Below are 19,102 nucleotides of genomic sequence, written 5' to 3' on the forward strand. Positions count from 1 at the left end.
TCCTGCATGCGCCAAACGCCCCGTGCAGCCTGCTGCCGGGGCGTTTTTTCTGCATCTGCCATGACAATCGCCAGATGTCTGCCCCCTTGTTGATGATTTGCGCCACCTTCCTGTTCGCCACGATGGGGGTCTGCGTCAAGCTCGCTTCCGCGCACTATGACGCCAGCGAGATCGTCATGTACCGCGGCCTGATCGGCGTGCTGATGATGGCCGCGCTGTGCCGCTGGCAGGGTCAGACCTTGCGCACCCGGGTGCCGGCGATGCATTTCTGGCGCAGCCTGTCGGGCGTGCTGGCGCTGTCGCTGTGGTTCTACTCGATCGGCAAGCTGCCGCTGGCCACCGCGATGACGCTGAACTACATGTCCTCGGTCTGGATGGCGCTGTTCCTGATCGGCGGCGCGGTGATGCTGGGCAGCGCCCGGGTCGACGGCCGCCTGGTCGGCGCGGTGCTGCTGGGCTTTGTCGGCGTGGCCCTGGTGCTGCGGCCGACGCTGGACCAGCAACAGCTCTGGCACGGCCTGGCCGGCCTGCTCTCGGGCATGCTGTCGGCGCTGGCCTATCTGCAGGTCACCTCGTTGGGCCGGGCCGGCGAGCCGGAAGACCGCATCGTGTTCTATTTCTCGCTGGGCGGCGTGCTGGCCGGCGCGCTGGGCACCCTGGGTTTCGGCGAGCTGCACGCCCACAGCCTCGAAGGCGCGGCCCTGCTGCTGGCGGTGGGCCTGCTGGCCACCGCCGCCCAGCTGATGATGACGCGCGCCTACGGCCGCGGCAGCACCCTGGTCAATGCCAGCCTGCAGTACCTGGGCATCGTGTTCTCCTTCATCTACGGCGCGCTGCTGTTCCGCGACGCGATCACCTGGACGGCACTGGCCGGCATGACGCTGATCATCGCGGCCGGCCTGGCCGCCACCCTGCTGCGGGCCCGCAGCACCCCCAAGGACAGCCAACACTCGGTCACAGAATCATGAGTCATCACACCCTGGTTTCCGCGCTGCAACTGCAAGCCTTGCTGGCCCGGACAGAGCGCCCCGTGCTGCTGCTGGATCTGAGCTTCGATCTGGCCGACACCGGCGCCGGCGAGCGCGCCTATGCGCAAGGCCATCTGCCCGGTGCCCACTATCTGCATCTGGACCGCGATCTCAGCGCCCCCAAGACAGGAAGCAATGGCCGCCACCCGCTGCCCGAGCGCCAGGCCTTCGCCGAGCGGCTGGCGGCCCTGGGTCTGACCCACGACAGCCAGGTGGTCTGCTACGACGCCCAGGGCGGCATGTATGCGGCACGCGCCTGGTGGATGCTGCAATGGCTGGGCCATGCCAATGTGGCCGTGCTGGACGGCGGCCTGCAGGCCTGGCTGGCCTCGGCCGGTGCGCTGAGCACGGAGCTGCCGCCGCAGCGGGCCGGCGATTTCAGGCTCGCCGCGCCGCTGGTGCAGGCGCTGGATGCCGATCGCCTGCAGGCCAGCCTGGGGCGGGTGCGCCTGATCGATGCCCGTGCCGGCGAGCGCTTCCGTGGCGAGGTCGAGCCGCTGGATGCCAAGGCCGGTCACATCCCCGGCGCCAGCAACCGCCTGTTCAAGAGCAATCTGGGGCCCGATGGCCTGTTCCTGCCGGCCGAGCAGCTCAGGCAGGAATTCAGCGCCCTGCTGGCGCCCTATGCGCCGGCCCAGACCGTGCACCAGTGCGGCTCAGGCGTCACCGCCTGCCACAACCTGCTGGCGATGACGCATGCGGGCCTGGTCGGGTCCGCACTCTACCCAGGTTCGTGGAGCGAATGGTCGTCCGACCCGCGGCGCCCGGTGGCCCTGGGATGAGGCGAGCTTGAGATAGCGCAAGACAAGCACGGCGCGGCAAGGCAAGATCAGCCCAACCCCGAACCCCGGGGTGCCAGGCACAAGGAGGATCGCCATGTTCAAGCGCATCATTGTCCCGACCGACGGCTCCGAGATCACGGCCAAGGCCGTCGGCACCGCCGTCCAGCTGGCCAAGCTCCACGGCGCCCGCCTCTATGCGGTCAGCGTCAAGGAGCCCTTCCCCTACAGCGCCGTCTCCGAGATGCAGCCGACCCCGCCGCAGGAGTTCTTCGATGCCCAGGAGCGCATCGCCAGCGCCCGGGTCAAGGAGGTCGTGGCCGCGGCCGAAGCCGCCGGCGTGCCCTGCGAGGGCCACACGGTCGAGGCCCTGCACGCCTGGGAAGCGGTGATCGAGCACGCCAAGACGCATGAGGCCGATCTGGTCGTGATGGCCTCGCATGGCCGGCGCGGTTTTCAGGCCATGCTGCTGGGCAGCGAGACCCAGAAGTTGCTGACCCACTGCACGATCCCGGTGCTGGTGGTGCGCTGAGGTCCCGTGCAGCCGCCGCTCAATGCGCGTGGCTGCCGCCGACCAGCACCAAGACCAAGCCCAGACCCGCCGCCAGCCAGGCCAGCTGGGCGGCGGTTTCGCGCCAGGGCAGGCGGCGCTGCAGCTGCGGGATCAGATCGGCCACCGCCACGTAGATGAAGCTGCTGGAGGCCGCCACCAGCAGATAGGGAAACAGGTCCTGCCAGGGGCCGACAACAAAGTAGCCCAGCACCCCGCCGACCACCGCCGCCAGGCCCGAGATCGCGTTGTAGAGCAGGGCCTTGGCGCGCGAGAAGCCGGCGTTCAGCAGCACGATGTAGTCGCCCACCTCCTGCGGGATCTCGTGGGCGATGATGGCCATCGCGGTGACGAAGCCCAGATGGGTGTCGGCCAGAAAGGCCGCGGCGATGATGATGCCGTCGCAGAAATTGTGGATCGAGTCGCCTACCAGCACGGCCAGCCCGCCGCGCCCCGCCTGCTCCGAATCGAAGTGGTGGTGATGGTGGTGGCCGTCGCCCTCGTGGTGATGGGTATGGCGGTACAGCTCTGCCTTCTCCAGCAGGAAGAAGAACATCAGCCCGCCCAGCAGCACCAGAAACAGCTCATGCGGGCTGGCCTGGCCCTCGAAGGCCTCGGGCAGCACATGCAGCAAGGCCGTGCCCAGCAGCACGCCGGTCGACAGGCTGACCAGGTGCTTGACCACGCGCCCCAGCAGCCCGACGGTCAGGCTGGCCGCGATCAGCACCGACAGCAGCCCGCCCACCAGGGTGGCGAGCACGATGTAGAAAAGAGTCATGAAAATCCAGTGAACAAAAACAAACCGCGCCCGATCGAGTCTCGGACGCGGTTCGCCGCCAGGCCGGCGCGGCTCAGCCCGCGCCGTTCGCCTTCAGCCAGCGCAGACAGCGCTTCCAGCCATCCTCGGCCGCTTCCTTGCGGTAGCTGGGGCGGTAGTCGGCATGGAAAGCATGCGGCGCCTCGGCATAGAGATGGAACTCGCTGCGCTTGGCGGCCGCCGAGCCTTGGGCCAGGGCAGACCTCATCTTATCAACCGTGTCAAGAGGGATGCCAGCATCCTGGCCGCCATACAGGCCCAGCACCGGCGCATGCAGCTGGCCGGTGACGTCGACAGGAAACCTGGGCTGCAGCGGCACCGACTGCCCCACCAGACGCCCGTACCAGGCCACGCCGGCCTTCACGCCCGGGTTGTGGGCCGTGTAGAGCCAGGTGATGCGGCCGCCCCAGCAAAAGCCGGTGATGGCCAGGCGCGAGGTATCGCCGCCCTGGGCCTTGGCCCAGGCCACGGTGGCATCCAGATCGGCCATCACCTGCGCGTCCGGCACCTGGTTGATCACCTCGGCGATCAGCTTGGCGGTCTCGCCGTAGCTGCCGGCATCGCCCTGGCGCACGAACAGCTCGGGCGCGATCGCCAGATAACCCTGCTTCGCGAAACGCCGTGCCACATCGGCAATGTGCTCGTGCACGCCGAAGATCTCGCTGATCACCAGGATCACCGGCGGATTCTTGGCGCCGGCGGGCTGGGCGCGGTAGGCCGGCAGCTTGAAGTCGCCGGCCGCGATCATCACCTCGCCAACCTCCAGGCCCTGGCTGTCGGTCTTGATCACGGTCTGGGCCATCACCGGCAGCACGGCGGCGGCAAAGCCGCTGCCGACCGCGGTGTGGACGAAGTCGCGGCGGTTGAAGTCGCGTCCCGGATGCAGGCTCTCCACATCTTCCTTCAGCATTTCAGGCTCTCCTGTGACAGGTGTTGCGTTGCAGGGACAGCGGATTCTAGGTGGCTGCCATCGGCGCGCCTTGGTTTGCCGCGACAATCCCCCGCCATGAGTTTGCCCGCCACCCTGAACGCGCCGTCCACGCTTGCCGCCATCGACATGGGCTCCAACAGCTTTCGCTTGGAGATCGCCCAGCTGCACCGAGAGCAGTACAAGCGGCTGGAGTATCTGAAGGAGACCGTGCGCCTGGGGGCAGGTCTTGATGCCGAGGGCCGGCTGACCGAGGCGGCCATGCAGCGCGGCCTCGATTGCCTGGCCCGCTTCGCACAGCGGCTGCAGGGATTCGCGCCGCAGCAGGTGCGCGCGGTCGCCACCCAGACCCTTCGCGAGGCACGCAACCGCGACGAGTTCCTGCGCCGTGCCGAGCAGCTGCTGGGTTTCGCTATCGAGGTGATCTCGGGCCGCGAAGAGGCGCGCCTGATCTATGCCGGCGTGGCGCGGCTGCAGGCCTCGGACAAGCCGCGCCTGGTGATCGACATCGGCGGCCGCTCCACCGAGATGATTCTGGGCCAGGGCCGCACACCCATCACGGCCGAAAGCTTCCAGGTCGGCAGCGTCAGCCTGTCGATGCGCTTCTTCCCCGAGGGCCTGTTCACGGCCGAGGCCTTCCGCGCCGCCCAGGTGGCGGCCGGAGCCGAGCTGGAGGAGGCGCTGAGCCTGTTCGACCGCACGCTGTGGCGCGAGGCGCTGGGCTCCTCCGGCACGGTGGGCGCGGTCTCGCAGCTGCTGGCCGGCAGCGGCATCACCGACGGCCGCATCACGCCCGAGGCCTTGCGCTGGTGCATCGCCCAATGCCTGGAGATGGGCCATGTCGACAAGCTCAAGCTGCCCGGCCTGAAGGAGGACCGCCGCGCGGTGGTCGGCGGCGGGCTGTGCATCCTCTACACCTTGCTGACCCAGTTCGGCATCGAGGAGCTGCTGCCCACCAAGGGCGCGCTGCGCCAGGGCGTGATCTTCGACCTGGCCGAGCGACTGGAGGCCGAGCGCCATGCGACGCTGGGCGATATGCGCGACCATTCGGTCACGGCGCTGCAACAGCGCTTCGGCGTCGACACCGTGCAGGCCCAGCGCGTGCGGCAGCTGGCCCTGGGCCTGTACAAGCAGCTGCAGCCGCAGGCGCCGCGCGAGCTGCAGCGCGAGCTGGGCTGGGCCGCCGCGCTGCATGAGATCGGCATGATGGTGTCGCACCACGACCATCACCGCCACAGCGCCTATCTGCTGTCCCATGTCGACGCGGCCGGCTTCTCGCAAAGCCAGCTGCGCCGCCTGGCCGATCTGGCACTGGGCCAGCGCGGCGGCCTGCGCAAGCTGGAGGCCAAGCTGCCCGATGCCGACTTTGTCTGGCAGCTGCTGGCCCTGCGTCTGGCCGTGCTGGCCTGCCATGGGCGCAGCGCCGTCAGCCCGCAGGCGCTGAAGCTGGTGCGCGACAAGCAAGGCGTGCTGCTGAGCCTGACCCAGCGCTGGGCGGCGCAGCAGCCGCGCGCGGTCTACCTGCTGCGCGAAGAGGCCGAGGCCTGGACGCGCAACGGGGCCCTGAGCCTGCGGCTGCAGGCGTGACTAAGGGCCGCCTGCGGCTGCAGGCGTGATCAAGGGCGGCCTGCGCTTGCAGGCCTGAGTGCCACGGGGCCGGCTCAGTCCGGCCCGAAATGCCGCATCAGCACCTGCTGGGCGCTGACGCCGTTGTCGGAGATGCGGTTGGAATGGCCGTCGGGGCCCAGCTGCCAGGCGTCCAGGCTGTCGTGCAGATAGGGCTGCAGCGCCTCGTCGATGACGCGCTGGCGCAGCTTGGGGTCCAGCACCGGCCAGGCCACCTCGATGCGGCGGAACATATTGCGGCTCATCCAGTCGGCGCTGGACAGGTACAGCGCCTCCTGCTCCTCGCCATCGCCCCAGCGGAAATAGCTGACCCGCGAGTGCTCGAGAAAACGGCCCACCACCGAGCGCACGAGGATGTTCTCGCTGACCCCCGGCAGCCCCGGCGGCAGCATGCAGGCGCCACGCACGATCAGATCGACCCGCGCGCCGGCTTGGCCGGCCGCGAGCAGACCGCCGATCAGCTCGGCATCGGTCAGCGCATTGATCTTCAGCACCACCCGCGCCGGGTAGCCGGCGCGCGCGGCCTCGGTGACCTGCTGCAGGAACTCCATCATGCGGCTGTGCATATTGAAGGGCGCCAGCAGCAAGCGCTTGGGCGCCTTGATCTTGCCCAGCGAGGCGAGCTGACGGAACACCGTGTCGGCATCGGCGGTGATGTCGGGGTCGGCGGTCAGATAGCCCAGATCGGTGTAGAGCCGCGCGGTCTTGGGGTTGTAATTGCCGGTCGACAGATGGGCGTAGCGGCGCAGCACCGGCTTGCCGCCCTGCATCTCGCGGCGCATCACCATCAGCAGCTTGGCATGGGTCTTATAGCCGACGATGCCGTACACCACCTGGGCGCCGACCGCCTCCAGCCGCTCGGCCCAGTTGATATTGGCCTCTTCGTCGAAGCGCGCCTTCAGCTCGACGACCACCATCACCTCCTTGCCGCGCCGCGCCGCCTCGATCAGCAGGTCCATCAGCTCGGACTTGCTGCCGGTGCGGTAGACCGTCTGCTTGATCGCCAGCACATCGGGGTCGTGCACCGCCTCGCGCAGGAACTCCAGCACCGGCTCGAAGCTCTCGAAGGGGTGGTGCAGCAGCACATCGCCCTTCTTGATACGGTCGATGATGGACTTGCCGCGCGGCAGCCGACCCTCGGGCCAGACCGGCTCATGGGGGGCAAAGCGCAGCGCGGGCGCGTCGGTCTGGTCGATCAGCTCGTTCAGCCGCACCAGATTGACCGGGCCGTTGACACGGTAGAGCGCCGCCGGCGGCAGCACGAACTGCTCCAGCAGAAACTGCGACAGCTCCTCGGGGCAGGTATTGACCACCTCCAGCCGCACCGCGCGGCCGAAGTGCCGGGTCGTCAGGCCCGAGCGCAGCGCATGGCGCAGGTTGGCGATCTCCTCCTCGTCGACCTCCAGGTCGGAATCGCGGGTGACGCGGAACTGCGAGAAGGCCTCGACCTGGCGCCCCGGGAACAGCTCCTCCAGATGGGCGCGGATCACGCTGGTCAGCAGCACAAAAGCCTGCTGGCCGCCGCTGATCGCTTCGGGCAGCTTGATCACGCGCGGCAGCACGCGCGGCACCTTGACGATGGCGATGCGGTTGTCGCGGCCGAAGGCGTCCTTGCCCGACAGGCGCGCGATGAAGTGCAGCGACTTGTTGGCCACCTGCGGGAAGGGGTGAGCCGGATCGAGGCCCACCGGCATCAAGAGCGGCCGCACCTCGCGCTCAAAGAACTTGCCGACCCAGCGGCGCTGCTCCTCGTTGCGGTCGGCGTGATTGAGGATGCAGATGTGCTCCTTCAACAGCACCGGCATCACCTGCTCGTTGAAGATCGCGTACTGCTGGTCGATCAGCACATGGGCGGCACGGCCGACCCGCTCGACATCGCGGCTGCTGACCTGGCTGGCCGGGTCCCGGGCCGCCTCCAGCATGTCGGCGAAACGCACCTCGAAGAACTCGTCGAGGTTGGACGACACGATGCAGATATAGCGCAGCCGCTCCAGCAGCGGCACATCGTCGCGCTGGGCCTGGGCCAGCACACGCCGATTGAATTCTAGGATGGCCTGCTCGCGATTGAGCAGGGCGAGCGAAGGCGTAACCGGCAGTGTCATTGAATGATTTTATGAACGGTGGATGACATTTTCATGACGGACACCAGCCGCTTTGTGACGGGTTCCGGAGCGGCCGCGCGCAGCGCGCTCCAGTCCAGGATCTCGAGCCGGCCATCGGCATGTTCGACCAGCGCGGTCAGGCTCTCGACCCAGTCGCCATCGTTGGCGTAGAGGATGCCGTCGATATCGCGCAGCTCGGCATGGTGGATATGGCCGCAGACCACGCCCTGCACACCACGCTTGCGCGCCTCGCGCGCCAGTGCCTCCTCGAAGTCGGACACATAGCTGACGGCGCGCTTGACCTTGAGCTTCAGGTATTTGGACAGGCTCCAGTAGGGCAGGCCCAGACGCGCACGCAGCGAGTTCAGATAGCGGTTGAGCTTGAGCGTGAACTCGTAGGCCGTGTCGCCGACATGGGCCAGCCATTTGGCGCACTGGATCACGCCGTCGAACAGATCGCCGTGCGTGACCCAGAGCTTGCGGCCGTCGGCCGTCTCATGGATCCACTCCTCGGCCACCTCGATGCCGCCGAAGCTGTGCTGCAGATACTTGCGGGCGAACTCGTCGTGGTTGCCGGGGATGAAGACCACGCGGCAGCCCTTGCGTGCCTTGCGCAGCAGCTTCTGCACCACATCGTTGTGCGCCTGCGGCCAGTACCAGCTGCGCCGCAGCTGCCAGCCGTCGATGATGTCGCCGACCAGGAAGAGCTGCTCGCATTCGACTTCGCGCAGGAAGTCGAGCAAGGCCTCGGCCTGGCAGCCCGGCGTACCCAGATGCAGGTCCGAAATCCAGACGGTGCGAAAGCGCAGGCTGCCGCGCTCGTCGGGGGCATCGCTCGGGTCCATGTCGTGGGCTCGCTTCATGGTCCTTCAGCATGGGCACCGCCGATGTCGGTGCCGTGGCGAGGCCGTGAAGAATGGGTGACAGCGGCCGGCCTCGATAATCGCACCCATGCATCTGATGATTCCCCACGCCAGCGCCCTGGGCGAGGCCGGCCGCCACGCCGCCCAGACCCTGGCCCTGCCCCGCCTGGCCGCCCTGCTGGGCCGGCTGGCCCCCGACAGCAGCCTGGGCAGCGACGAGTACAGCCCCCACACCCCGCTGGAGCTGGCCCTGGCCGCCCACTGGGGCTGGACCGACGCGCCAGCGCTGCCCTTCGCAGCGGCCCAGGCCGCCGATGACGGCATCGCGGTCGAGGCCAAGGCCTGGGCCCTGCTGACACCGCTGCATCTGTCGGTCGGCAGCGACCAGATCACCGCCTTCAACCCGCAGGCCTTGAAGCTCGACGAGGCCGAATCGCGCGCCTTCTTCGAATCGCTGGCCTGGCTGTTCCCTGCTGATGAGGGCTGGACCCTGGCCTGGGGCGCGCCGACCCGCTGGTATGTCGCGCACGAGAGCCTGGCCGACTTGCAGAGCGCCAGCCTGGAGCGCGTCATCAACCGCAATGTCGACCCCTGGATGCCCGAGGCGCGGCGTCTGCGCAGCCTGCAGAACGAGTTGCAGATGCTGCTGCACCGCCACGCGCTGAACGAGGCCCGCGAGGCGCGCGGTGCGTTGATGCTGAACTCGGTCTGGATCTCCGGCTGCGGCCGCGCCCGGCCGCGCGCGCCGCAGCCCGATCTGCTCATCGACGCCCGGCTGCGCGAGCCGCTGATCAACGAGGACTGGGCCGCCTGGGCCGAGGCCTGGGCCCAGCTGGACGCCGGGCCTGTGCTGGAGCTGCTTCAGCGCGCCGAGGCGGGCCAGCCGGTCGGGCTGACGCTTTGCGGCGAGCGCTTCGCGCGCCGCTACCGCCCCCAGGCCAGGAGCGGCCTGGGCCAGCTCTGGCACCGTTTCGCCGCGCCCAAGGGCGATGTGCTGGCCACCCTGGAGGCCCTGTGAGCGCGCCGCAGCTGCTGACCCGCGAGGTCTCGCCGCGCGCCAGCTGGGCGCTGGAGCAGGCCGGCCTCTCGCCGCTGCTGGCCCGGCTGTTCGCGGCCCGCGGCGTGCGCACGGCCGATGAGCTGGACGACGGTCTGGCCCGGCTGCTGCCGCCCGAGGGCATGAAGGGCATGGCCGCGGCCGCCGCACTGCTGGCCGACACGATAGAGGCCGGTGCGCGCATCTGCATCGTCGCCGACTACGACTGCGACGGCGCCACCGCCTGCAGCGTCGCGCTGCGCGGCCTCACGATGCTGGGCGCAAGACCTGACACCGTCACGTATGTGGTGCCGGACCGCGCCGTGCACGGCTACGGGCTGACGCCCACCATCGTCGAACTGGCCATGCAGGGCCCTGAAGGTCAGCGCCCCGCCCTGCTGATGACGGTGGACAACGGCATCGCCAGCCTGGCCGGCGTCGCCCATGCCCAGGCCCTGGGCCTGAAGGTGCTGGTGACCGATCACCATCTGCCGGCGCTGGTCGATGGCGCCACCGTCGTGCCCGAGGCTGAGGCCCTGGTGAACCCGAACCAGCCGGGTTGCGGCTTCGAGAGCAAGAACCTGGCCGGCGTCGGCGTGGCCTTCTATGTGCTGCTGGCGCTGCGCAGCGAGCTGCGCCGGCGCGGCCGTTTCGACGCCGCGAGCCAGCCGCGGCTGGACGGCCTGCTGGACCTGGTGGCGCTGGGCACGGTGGCCGATGTCGTCAGGCTCGACGCCAACAACCGCCGCCTGGTGGCCCAGGGTCTACGCCGCATGCGCGCCGGCCGCATGCAGCCCGGCGTCGCGGCCCTGTTCAGCGCCGCCGGCCGCGATGCCTCGCGCGCCAATTCCTTCGACCTGGGCTTCGCCCTGGGGCCGCGCATCAATGCGGCGGGCCGCCTGTCCGATATGACCTTGGGCATCGAATGCCTGTGCACCGATGACCCGGCGCGCGCGCTGGAGCTGGCCCGCCAGCTCGACGCGATCAACCGCGAGCGCCGAGAAATCGAGGCCGGCATGCGCGAGCAGGCTGAAGGCCGTCTCGATGAGCTGATGCCCAGCGGAGACGCCCCGCCGGCCCTGTGCATCTACGAGCCCGAGTTCCATGAGGGCGTGATCGGCATCGTTGCCGGCCGGCTGAAAGACAGGCTGCACCGGCCCACCTTTGTGTTCGCCACCGGCGCCGACGGCCAGCTGAAGGGCTCGGGCCGCTCGATCCCCGGCTTTCATCTGCGCGATGCACTGGACCTGGTGTCCAAGCGCCACCCCGAGCTGCTGAAGAAGTTCGGCGGCCATGCCATGGCGGCCGGCTGCACCCTGGTCGAGACCGGCTTCGAGGCCTTCAACGCGGCAATGCAGCAGGTCGCCCGCGAGTGGCTGGACGCCGCCGCGCTGACCCGCACCCTGCGCACCGATGGCCCCCTGCCCGCCGAGGCCTTCACGCCCGAGACCGTGCGCGAGCTCGACGCTCAGGTCTGGGGCCAGGCCTTCGAGGCGCCGCTGTTCTGCGACGAGGTGCAGGTGATCTCGCAGCGCATCGTCGGCGAGCGCCATCTGAAGCTGCGCCTGCGCCAGGGCGGTGTGCTGCGTGACGCGATCTGGTTCGGCCACATCGACCCGGTGCCCGAGCGCGGCCTGCTGGCCTACCGGCTCAGCCTGGACGAGTACCAGGGGCAGCAGCGGGTGCAGATGATTGTGGAAGCGATGGCCTAGCCGCTTGCCATTCGCTGAGCTATCGCACGATCCACCAATTGGCGGACAGTCTGCTCAATGTTTCGAAGCTCGAACCGTTGCATGAACGTGAGCGGCCCCAACTCAGCGAACAGCTTCCCGACTACCTCGTCTGCAAAGCTGCTTGAGACCAAAGGAACGCCATTGAAGTCCAGCGCAATCTTTCGGCCCGGGCACATATTTGCCAGATTCAAGAGCCTCTTTCGAACTGGCGCCCCCGCGACACGGCTTCCGAATGACGGGCTCTCCTCGAGGAGTTTGAACACCAGCTCTTCGGTCCCGTGCTGTTCGTAGCGTAGTTCCACATAGTCCGTGCGCTGATAGGCTTTGCCCCCGAAACTCAGCGCCTCCTCAAGTAGTCGCGGCACGGAAAAGTCAATCTGCGCTGCTACGAGGGTGCCCTCATAAGGGACACGCTCGGTTCCGATTCGTAGGCCATCGCGGTCGGTAAACATTAGCTTCCCATAGCCACTCTCAAGTTGAAAGAAGCCGTTGCTATGGCTGCAAATTTGATAGCTGCCAAACAACCCATTGCCTTGACCAACGTTCTTATCGCGAGTGACCCCTTCACGAATTGCCTGCTCTAAGGCTGCGGCGTCGGACGAGAGCAGCGGGTGAGTTGCACGAAGAGTAGAGGGAATGCCAACGCCGGCATCGGCGACGATGTACTCGACGCGCTTACGCGACCGCTGAAACGTGGAAACTTGAACCAGCCCGCCAATCGCAGACTGGGAGTGGTTGAGCACGTTGTCTGTAACCTCGTTTACCGACCATTCGAGGGCGGACAATTCTCTTCGATCAAGGTCTGGAATTGCGCCAAGTATCGCGTTGATAATCTTGTTCACTGCCCGCTGCTGCTCATCGGCGTTACTAAAGTGGGTGGCAGGGACTTGTGTGTGGCCTCTGAACTCTGAGGGCGCGTAGTTCCGTGGCTCAATGAAGTATGCCCAGTTCGCATTCCGGAACAGCCTTGCCAATTTTTCGTCGGTTGGAAGAATCAGTTCAGTGTCAACGCGGGCAGCACGTAAGCGCATGATCTGTGCGCAAAGGGCAAGCATCGGGCCAGCGAACGCCGCTGTGCACTTTGAAAAGTCGATGATTAGGTCGGAGTAGCCTGCGTCCTGCACCGCTTGGTGTAGACCAACCAGAGGACGCAACAGATCACTCAGAAGGAACTGGCCATCAAAAACCAAGCGGTTACCGATTCGATAGATTTGCGCATCAGACATGGAGTTGTGTAGCGAGGTCTAACAGTCAGCGTGTACCTTCCGCCGCACGTCGGTCGCCATGCAGGCGAGCGCGGCTGGTGAAGAGTTGGCCTGGCACAGGACACCAATTATGGTCGGCGCCCCAGGCACTGACGTAGGGGCAAGCCCGCGCATGCAGCCCAGTTGACTGAAGGGAAAGTTTGCCGCCCGCGCGCTCCTGCTTGGGCCACTGTCGGCACGTCGTGGCGCCTCGCCGCCGCACTGGCGGGGTCACGCGCTGGCGGGCTCAGCCGCTGAATGAACTTCAAACTCAAGCCCTGCCCCTGCTCGCGCCGAGCGGACTGCGCTACTGCAGCAACGTGGTGGCCTTGCACACCTCCGAAGCGATCTGGCAGGAAGTCTGGTATTGGGTCGGGAAGTGCTGGCGCGCTGCCCTGGTCCGGTGGGCACGGACGCCTTTCAGCCCAGCGGCCTGCCCGGCCGCTGGGCTGCGTGCCGCCTCATCCAGCCGCGCTAGCTGGCTTTGCCGGGGCCATCATCGTCTTGGGCGGCACGTTTGCCGGCGCCTTGGTTGAGAGCTTTTTCTGCGCGGCCTTGTCCGCTGATTCCTTCTCCGCCGCTGCCGTCGCCACGTCCGCATCGACCTTCGCCTTATCGGCCTGGGCCTTGGTCAGCTCCTTCTCTGCTTTGAGCTTCTTGGTCGCGGCCTTGTCCGCGTAGCGCTGGGCATATTTCTTAATCAAATCTCCGCAGATGCCGCCCATGGTCTTGTCGTCGGCTGACGATTTCCAGAGCGATTGCACCTGCTGGGCATTCGCGTCGCTCCTGCTTTTGGTTTGCTCCTCGACAGGCTTGTTCGCCAGCTTGGATTCGCGATCCAGTGCGGAGAAGCAGGCCTCCCGGGCATAGCTGAAATTGATCTCCTCGACGATGTCCTCGACACCGTCGACGAGTTCCCTGGTCATCGCGGCCATGCCCGAGGCATTGCCCTCCAGCGTGGTGCTTCCCGAGGCGCTGGCCGAGCTGCCGCTACGGGCCTTCAACAGCTGGATCTCGGCGTCGTTGTAGCTGCGCTGGGCGGTGACGAGTTCCCGCTGTGCGGCCTCATTGGCGCGTGAAGCTTCCTTCTTGGCCTCCCGGCTGGTGATCAACGCTTCCTGGGCCGCCGTCCGGGCCTCCGCGTCCTTGGCCTTTTGAAGCGCCAGCTCCTTCTGGCGGAGGTCGACCGTGGCGTCGCGCAGCGTGTCCTCCTGCTTCTTGGCTTCGGTTTTTGCCTTGTCGAGGCTGGCCGCCTTCTCATCGAAGCGCGTTTCGGCCTTGTCCACGGCAGCATCGCCCGCAGAGACTCCAGTGGACGCACCGGCTTGCGCCGCGATGGCCACCTGGCCCGCCACCACGGGCCGGGTCAGTTGCTCAATGGCAATCAAGCCCATCATGGTGCTCTGGTAACGGCGCTGCATGCCAATGAAATCCTGCCCGTCCACGGCCTGGCCGGCATAGCCTTCGCACAGACGGTACATGGCGTCGCGCAACAACTGGATGGACTGCGTGCGCAGCCCGATGAAGGCGCCCGACTCGGCAAAGGCTGCGCTGGCGCCGAGCGCCTGCTGCTTACCGCCGTTCGACAGATCGAGGCCACCTGAAATGCCGAGCACGGTCAGGGCATCGGGGCTGGGTTCGGCGCAGACCACGACAGGCGCCAACTGCTTGTCGGTATCCAAGCCCAGCTTTTGGGAGAACACAACCCGCTGCTTCACGTCCATGGCAATCGAATTCTTGCCCTCGAGATCGATATTGCGCGTGTAGGTGGTCAGGTAGGCGCAGCCCGTCAGGGCCGTGGATCCTGCCAGGAGCCCGGCACGCAGCAGGAGTGTGGGCAGGGTGCTTGGAAGCTTGTTGTCGAGCATGTGGTGACTCCCTTTGTTGGCCGAAGGGCTGCGCCCGAAGCGCAATGGCGATGGCAGGCCTCAGTGTGTCCGGAGCTGCACTGCGGCGCCTCCGCAACTCTGGGGAGCTCCCCCCGCAGCCGACTGGTCGAGAATCTGCCGCCCTGACGACAAACAATTGCGCGGGAAAATCGAGAAACGGCGAGGAATCCGATGCGAACATTTGCGGCGGCGCTGCTGCCCATGTCACTGCTGCTTGGTGCCCCCAAAGCCCCGCCACCCCGCCCAATCTCCCCGCCCACCTAAAATACCGGGGTGAACACCACCACCCCCCTGACCAACGCCGACCTGCATTGCCATTCCAAGGTCTCGGACGGCACGCTGGAGCCCGAGGCCCTGGCCGCACGTGCCCAGGCCAATGGGGTGGAACTGTGGGCGCTGACCGACCATGACGAGATCGGCGGCCAGCAGCGTGCGCTGGATGCGGCGCTGGCGCTGGGGATGAGCTATCTGACCGGCACCGAGATCTCGGTCAGCTTTGCCGGCCGGGTCGTGCACATCGTCGGCCTGGGTTTCGATCACCACAACGAGGCCCTGATAGCCGGCCTGCGCGCCACCCGGGGCGGGCGCGAGCAGCGCGCCCGCGAGATGGCGGCCGGCCTGGCCCAGGTGGGCATCAAGGGCGCTTACGAAGGCGCGCTGACCTATGTGGGCAATCCGGAGCTGATCTCGCGCACCCATTTCGCGCGCTTCCTGGTCGAGGCCGGCCATTGCGGCGATGTCAGCGAGGTGTTCCGCCGCTACCTGACCGAGGGCAAACCCGGCTATGTCGAGCACCGCTGGGCCGGCCTGGGCGAGGCGGTGCGCTGGGTGCGTGAGGCCGGCGGCATCGCGGTGATCGCCCATCCGGCCCGCTACGGCTTCACGCCGACCGAGGAATACGCGCTGTTCACCGAATTCATCGCCCATGGCGGCCGCGGCGTCGAGGTCGTGACCGGCAGCCACTCGGCCGCCGATGCGGCCAAGTACACCGAGACCGCGCTGGAATTCGAGCTGCTGGCCTCGCGCGGCTCCGATTTCCACTCGCCCGAAGAGAGCCACACCGATCTGGGCCGACTGGCCGATCTGTCGGGCCGGCTGAGCCCCGTCTGGCAGGCGCTTGAGCACCGCATCCACCGACCCGCCATCCCATCTTGAGCGCCGCCCACCACCGCCCGCTGCTGGGCATTGCGCTGATCGTGCTGATGGCCGCGTGCTTCGCGTCCATGGACAGCACGATCCGCTATCTGGGCGCCTTCCTGCCGGTGCTGCTGATCCTGTGGGCGCGCTACAGCTTCCAGGCCCTGACGATGGCTATCTGGCTGGGCCTGCAGCGCGCGCGCGGCGATGCCGCTGCCTTCAGCTCGGCCCATCCGAAGTTCCAGGCGGTGCGCGGCCTGCTGCTGCTGGCCACCAGCGCGATGAGCTTTTACGGCGTGCAGTACATGCCGGTGGCCGAGTTCACCGCGATCAATATGCTGACCCCGGTGGTCGTGACCCTGCTGGCGGCCCTGGTGCTGCACGAGCGCGTCTCGCGCCTGCGCTGGGCCCTGGTGATCGGCGGCTTTGCCGGCGCGCTGATCGTGATCAGGCCTGGCAGCGGCATGTTCGGCTGGGCCGTGCTGTTTCCGCTGGCCGGCGCGCTGACCTATGCGAGCTTCCAGGTGCTGACCGCCAAGCTCTCGGCGCTGGAAAGCCCCTACACCACCCATTTCTACACCGGCCTGACCGGCATGCTGCTGCTGAGCCTGCTGCTGGCGCTGGGGCCCTTCCCGGTGCTGGAGCCGCTGCGCGCCGCCACCGGCGGGCAGCTCGCGCTGATGGCCTTCATCGGGCTGCTGGGCACCCTGGGCCATCTGCTGCTGATCCTGGCGCTGGGCCTGGCGCCGACCGGCACCCTGATGCCTTTCGTCTATGTGCAGATCGCGGTCGCGGCGGCGATCGGCTGGCTGTTCTTCGACCATGTGCCGGACGGCTATGCCTGGCTGGGCATGGGCGTGCTGTCGGCCTGCGGCGCGGCCTCGGCCTGGCTCAATGTCAGGCGATCGCAACGCCCTCCCCCATCGGCGGTGGCCATGGACACCATTGCCGACTGAGAATGGGCCATGGCCCAACTTTTCGAAGTCCACCCCGACAACCCGCAGGTCCGCTTCCTGAAGCAGGCGGCGCAGATCCTGCACAGCGGTGGCATCGCCGCGATCCCGACCGACTCCAGCTACGCCCTGGTCTGCCATCTGGACGACAAGGCTGCGGCCGAGACCCTGCGCCGCATCCGCGGGGTCGATGACAAGCATCACCTGACCCTCTTGTGCCGCGACCTCAGCGAGCTGGCCAGCTATGCGCGGGTCGACAACAAGCAGTACCGCCTGCTGAAGTCCGCCACACCGGGCGCCTTCACCTTCATCCTGGAGGCCACCAAGGAAGTGCCGCGCCGCGTCTCGCACCCCTCGCGCCGCACCATAGGCCTGCGCGTGCCCGACCACCGCGTCACGCAGGAACTGCTGGCCATCTTCGGCCAGCCGCTGCTGGCCACCACCTTGATCCCGCCCGGCGAGAGCGAGCCGCTGAACGACGCGCAGGAGATCTCGGCGCGCTACGACAAGCTGCTGCAAGTCATCATCGACGCCGGCGCCTGCACGATGGAGCCCACCACCGTGGTCGACATGACCGGCGATGAGCCGGTGCTGGTGCGGCGTGGCTGCGGCGACCCGGCCTGCGTGGGGCTGGACTGACTAGAGTCCGCCCTGGCAGAGGTATTTCATCTGCAGATAGTCGTCCAGCCCGTGGCGTGAGCCCTCGCGGCCGTAGCCCGATTCCTTGACGCCGCCAAAGGGCGCGGCCTCGGCCGCCAGCGCGCCCTCGTTGATGCCGACGATGCCGGTCTCCAGCGCATCGGCCACGCGCCAGATGCGCGCGACATCGCGCGAGTAGAAGTAGCCGGCCAGGCCGAAGGGCGTGTCGTTCGCGGCGGCCAGCACCTCGGCCTCGGTCTCGAAACGGGTGATCGGAACCACCGGGCCGAAGGTCTCCTCGCAGGAGCAGGCCATGGCCGCATCGGCACCGATCAGCACGGTCGGCACATAGTAGTTCGGGCCCAGCGCCGAGCGCTGGCCGCCGACCACGACGCGGGCGCCCCGCTGCACCGCATCGGCCACATGGCGGGCGATCTTGTCGACCGCGCGAGCATTGATCATCGGCCCGATCTGCGAGTCCGGCGCGCTGGCCGGCCCCAATTTCAACGCACCGACACGCGCCGCCAGCTTCTCGACAAAGGCGTCATGCACGGCCGCCTGCACGAACACGCGATTCGGGCAGACGCAGGTCTGGCCGCCATTGCGGAACTTGGCCACCATCAATCCGGCCACCGCCGCGTCCAGATCGGCATCGTCAAAGACGATGAAAGGCGCGTTGCCGCCCAGCTCCAGCGAGAGCTTCTTCAAGGTGGCGGCCGACTCGCGCGCCAGATGCTTGCCCACCGGCGTCGAGCCGGTGAAGGTGATCTTGCGCACCCGCGCATCGGCCAGCCAGACATCGACCACCTCGGGCGTGCGCTCGCGCGAGGCGCTGACGATATTCAGCACCCCCGCCGGCAGGCCTGCCTGCTCGGCCAGCGCCACCAGGGCCAGCGCAGTCAGCGGCGTGTCCTCGGCCGGCTTGGCGATCACGGTGCAGCCGGCCGCCAGCGCCGGCGCGATCTTGCGGGCGATCATCGCGGCCGGGAAGTTCCAGGGCGTGATCGCGGCGACCACGCCGACCGGCTCCTTCAGCACCAGCATGCGCCGCCCCGCCACCGGCGGCGCGATCACATCGCCGCAGATGCGCGTGGCCTCCTCGGCAAACCACTCGACATAGCTGGCCGCATACAGCACCTCGCCCAGGCCCTCGGCCAGCGGCTTGCCCTGCTCGCGCGAGATCAGCCGGCCCAGGTCCTGCTGGTGCTCGATGATCAGCGCGTGCCAGCGCTTGAGCAGCTGGGCACGCTGCCGGGCCGGGGTCGCGCGCCAGGCCGGCAAGGCGGCATGGGCGGCATCGACCGCGGCCCGCGCATCGGCGGCGCCGCTGTCGGGCACCTCGGTGAAGACCGCATCGCTGGCCGGGTCGCTGACCGGCAGGCGACGGCCGTCCAGCGCCTCGCACCAGCGGGCATTGATGAAGTTCTGCGTGCGCTGCAGCTCGGGGCGGTTCAGGGTCAGGGCTTGACTCATCACATGCTCCTCAGGCCCGGCCCAGCAGACCGGCCAGCGCCTCACCCATCTCGGTCGTCGAAGCCCGGCCCCCCAGATCGCGCGTGCGCGGCCCCTCGACCAGCACCGTCTCGATGGCCTTCAGGATCGCGTCATGCGCGGCCCGCTCGCCCAGAAAGTCCAGCATCAAGGCCGCCGACCAGATCATCGCCACCGGGTTGGCGATGTTCTGCCCATAGATATCTGGCGCCGAGCCATGCACCGGCTCGAACAGCGAGGGAAACTGGCGCTCCGGGTTCAGATTGGCCGAGGGTGCCAGGCCGATG

General features: G+C 67.8%; 17 protein-coding genes. 9 read left to right on the forward strand and 8 right to left on the reverse strand.

All coding sequences use genetic code 11. The features are described from left to right. Positions 1–74: 74 nt before the first annotated feature. The 3 genes from ABGI63_RS16400 to ABGI63_RS16410 all read left to right on the forward strand — a co-directional run bounded on the left by ABGI63_RS16400 (position 75) and on the right by ABGI63_RS16410 (position 2,339). Positions 75–968 (forward strand): DMT family transporter, encoded by an 894-nt coding sequence (locus ABGI63_RS16400; protein WP_137941670.1) that lies wholly within the window; start codon positions 75–77, stop codon positions 966–968. Beyond that, positions 965–1,810, forward strand: coding sequence for a sulfurtransferase (locus tag ABGI63_RS16405; RefSeq protein WP_349743400.1), 846 nt, complete (start codon positions 965–967; stop codon positions 1,808–1,810). The genes ABGI63_RS16400 and ABGI63_RS16405 overlap by 4 nt, the downstream gene beginning before the upstream one ends. Before the next feature lie 94 nt (positions 1,811–1,904). Continuing rightward, positions 1,905–2,339: a universal stress protein gene (locus tag ABGI63_RS16410; protein ID WP_349743401.1), complete on the forward strand. Its 435-nt coding sequence runs from the start codon at positions 1,905–1,907 to the stop codon at positions 2,337–2,339. 19 nt (positions 2,340–2,358) lie between these two features. On the opposite strand, the gene ABGI63_RS16415 is transcribed toward ABGI63_RS16410, so the two are convergent. Beyond that, on the reverse strand, positions 2,359–3,135 hold the full coding sequence (locus tag ABGI63_RS16415) for a ZIP family metal transporter (RefSeq protein ID WP_137941667.1): 777 nt from the start codon (positions 3,133–3,135) through the stop codon (positions 2,359–2,361). A 73-nt stretch (positions 3,136–3,208) separates the two neighbouring features. Further along, a complete protein-coding gene (locus ABGI63_RS16420; protein ID WP_349743402.1) occupies positions 3,209–4,084 on the reverse strand; it encodes a dienelactone hydrolase family protein in 876 nt (291 codons plus the stop codon). 96 nt (positions 4,085–4,180) lie between these two features. Here ABGI63_RS16420 and ppx point away from each other — a divergent pair, with 96 nt between their 5' ends. Further along, the gene (ppx, locus tag ABGI63_RS16425) at positions 4,181–5,689 is read left to right on the forward strand and encodes an exopolyphosphatase (RefSeq protein WP_349743403.1); all 1,509 of its coding nucleotides are present in this window, start codon (positions 4,181–4,183) and stop codon (positions 5,687–5,689) included. A 74-nt stretch (positions 5,690–5,763) separates the two neighbouring features. On the opposite strand, the gene ppk1 is transcribed toward ppx, so the two are convergent. Both ppk1 and ABGI63_RS16435 read right to left on the reverse strand, forming a co-directional pair. Continuing rightward, complete coding sequence (gene ppk1 / locus ABGI63_RS16430) at positions 5,764–7,830, reverse strand: polyphosphate kinase 1 (protein ID WP_349743404.1); 2,067 nt, start codon at positions 7,828–7,830, stop codon at positions 5,764–5,766. Continuing rightward, positions 7,827–8,693, reverse strand: coding sequence for a UDP-2,3-diacylglucosamine diphosphatase (locus ABGI63_RS16435; protein WP_269840619.1), 867 nt, complete (start codon positions 8,691–8,693; stop codon positions 7,827–7,829). Before ABGI63_RS16435 ends, ppk1 begins: the two co-directional genes overlap by 4 nt. Before the next feature lie 88 nt (positions 8,694–8,781). Between ABGI63_RS16435 and ABGI63_RS16440 the strand changes: the two genes are divergently transcribed. Continuing rightward, positions 8,782–9,711 carry a hypothetical protein gene (locus ABGI63_RS16440; RefSeq protein WP_349743406.1) on the forward strand — a complete coding sequence of 310 codons (930 nt, stop codon included), beginning with the start codon at positions 8,782–8,784 and terminating at the stop codon, positions 9,709–9,711. Next, the gene (recJ, locus tag ABGI63_RS16445; RefSeq protein ID WP_349743407.1) at positions 9,708–11,441 is read left to right on the forward strand and encodes a single-stranded-DNA-specific exonuclease RecJ; all 1,734 of its coding nucleotides are present in this window, start codon (positions 9,708–9,710) and stop codon (positions 11,439–11,441) included. The genes ABGI63_RS16440 and recJ overlap by 4 nt, the downstream gene beginning before the upstream one ends. Here the strand turns inward: recJ and ABGI63_RS16450 are convergent. Continuing rightward, entirely contained in the window at positions 11,438–12,688 is a 1,251-nt protein-coding gene (locus ABGI63_RS16450) for an STAS-like domain-containing protein (protein ID WP_349743409.1), read from the reverse strand. The genes recJ and ABGI63_RS16450 overlap by 4 nt on opposite strands. Before the next feature lie 479 nt (positions 12,689–13,167). Beyond that, positions 13,168–14,574, reverse strand: coding sequence for a hypothetical protein (locus tag ABGI63_RS16455; protein ID WP_349743410.1), 1,407 nt, complete (start codon positions 14,572–14,574; stop codon positions 13,168–13,170). A 294-nt stretch (positions 14,575–14,868) separates the two neighbouring features. Between ABGI63_RS16455 and ABGI63_RS16460 the strand changes: the two genes are divergently transcribed. Genes ABGI63_RS16460 through ABGI63_RS16470 form a run of 3 tightly spaced genes read left to right on the forward strand, consistent with a single transcriptional unit; the run spans position 14,869 to position 17,324 of the window. Then, positions 14,869–15,750 (forward strand): 3',5'-nucleoside bisphosphate phosphatase, encoded by an 882-nt coding sequence (locus ABGI63_RS16460; protein ID WP_349743411.1) that lies wholly within the window; start codon positions 14,869–14,871, stop codon positions 15,748–15,750. After that, positions 15,747–16,688 (forward strand): DMT family transporter, encoded by a 942-nt coding sequence (locus tag ABGI63_RS16465; RefSeq protein WP_349743413.1) that lies wholly within the window; start codon positions 15,747–15,749, stop codon positions 16,686–16,688. Before ABGI63_RS16460 ends, ABGI63_RS16465 begins: the two co-directional genes overlap by 4 nt. Positions 16,689–16,697: 9 nt before the next feature. Beyond that, positions 16,698–17,324 (forward strand): L-threonylcarbamoyladenylate synthase, encoded by a 627-nt coding sequence (locus ABGI63_RS16470; protein ID WP_349743414.1) that lies wholly within the window; start codon positions 16,698–16,700, stop codon positions 17,322–17,324. On the opposite strand, the gene ABGI63_RS16475 is transcribed toward ABGI63_RS16470, so the two are convergent. Both ABGI63_RS16475 and ABGI63_RS16480 read right to left on the reverse strand, forming a co-directional pair. Next, positions 17,325–18,797: an NAD-dependent succinate-semialdehyde dehydrogenase gene (locus ABGI63_RS16475; RefSeq protein WP_349743415.1), complete on the reverse strand. Its 1,473-nt coding sequence runs from the start codon at positions 18,795–18,797 to the stop codon at positions 17,325–17,327. It abuts the gene before it with no gap. A 10-nt stretch (positions 18,798–18,807) separates the two neighbouring features. Beyond that, a partial coding sequence (locus ABGI63_RS16480; protein ID WP_349743417.1) for an isocitrate/isopropylmalate family dehydrogenase occupies positions 18,808–19,102 on the reverse strand: 295 nt, incomplete at its 5' end.

Origin of the sequence: Roseateles cavernae (assembly GCF_040187885.1) — a bacterium.
GTDB lineage: Bacteria > Pseudomonadota > Gammaproteobacteria > Burkholderiales > Burkholderiaceae_C > Roseateles_E > Roseateles_E cavernae.